Origin of the sequence: Paracoccus angustae, from assembly GCF_042648745.1 — a bacterium.
GTDB lineage: Bacteria > Pseudomonadota > Alphaproteobacteria > Rhodobacterales > Rhodobacteraceae > Paracoccus > Paracoccus angustae.
Genome location: NZ_JBHRXY010000115.1, coordinates 1 through 1,102 on the forward strand (window position 1 = coordinate 1; position 1,102 = coordinate 1,102).

General features: G+C 52.3%; 1 protein-coding gene and 1 tRNA gene. Both read left to right on the plus strand.

The features are described 5' to 3' along the window. A tRNA-Met gene (locus ACFOM8_RS22985) sits at positions 1-77 on the plus strand. 188 nt (positions 78-265) lie between these two features. Next, a complete protein-coding gene (locus ACFOM8_RS22990) occupies positions 266-535 on the plus strand; it encodes a hypothetical protein (protein ID WP_377764683.1) in 270 nt (89 codons plus the stop codon). Positions 536-1,102 lie beyond the last annotated feature (567 nt).

The following is a 1,102-nucleotide window of genomic DNA, read 5'->3' on the forward strand; positions in this document are numbered from 1 at the left end:
CGCGGGGTAGAGCAGCCCGGTAGCTCGTCAGGCTCATAACCTGAAGGTCGTAGGTTCAAATCCTACCCCCGCAACCAAATATATCAAACTATATAAAGACTTGCGCCCCGCTGAAATGCGGGGCTTTCGCATGTGCGCGAACGACTCACGCAGACTCAACAAAATGCCCCCGAAACGGGGAAGGTGGACGTGTGTAGTGCGGGAGATTGACCCGGATGACTGACCAGCCATAGTGGGGTGATCGACACCCACGATGAGTAACCGGATGGCCGAAGAAGATCCCAACATCATCACCTCGGGAAAAAGCCGGCGCATCACCGTCGGTGGCCTTCCGTTCTCCATTGAAATCTATCGGCTTGAGACCGATCCGCATTGGATCCTCGAAGTCGTCGATTGCGACGGCACCAGCCATGTCTGGGATGATCACTTCGCCTCCGACGAGGACGCCAAAGATGCCGCCGTGCAGGAAATCGAACGCGAAGGCGCTGCCGCCTTCATGCGCGGCGACAATGTCATCAGGTTTCCGACACGCTAGCGAACGAAATGTGAGAGGTAGTTCTTCGTTCCAAACAGGTCATCCGCTTATAGGCGCGACGCTGCGATACGGCCTTCAAAAGTTGCTTTTTGGGAACTAAGTCGAATTCGGGAATTCCAGAGGATAGAGTCTTTCGCAACAATGTTGCGCAGCAAGCTGGTTAAGGTTTTTTACCTTCAAGCATCGACATAAATTATTGGTAGAAGGCCCAAGCCTCGTGATCCTGCCCGAGTACGACTTGGTTCAAGTCTTGCAACAGCATCAGCGACCCAGGAATTACTTGGTGTTCGGTGAATTCTTTTCCAATTAGGTTCGGATCGGTTTCGATCTCGACATTCAAGATCCACCACCTGTCAATTTTAATGATAAGTGAGACAAGCTTTGGAAAAAGGCCTTCGAAATCGTGCTTGATTGTGCCGCCTAGCACGTATCGGAGTTCATGAGCGAGTCGATTCCGTTCTTCGGTTAAATTTCGTATTGTAGTTTCATCGGGCTCTGTTGCACAAATCGGCTGAACGCCGAGGTTCCCCTTTCCCGGACGGACTCATCCCATGGGCTCTGTGACGG

Excerpts from the sequence above, each read along its gene's own strand:
- ACFOM8_RS22990 (WP_377764683.1), top strand. The coding sequence starts at position 266 with ATGGCCGAAGAAGATCCCAACATCATCACCTCGGGAAAAAGCCGGCGC.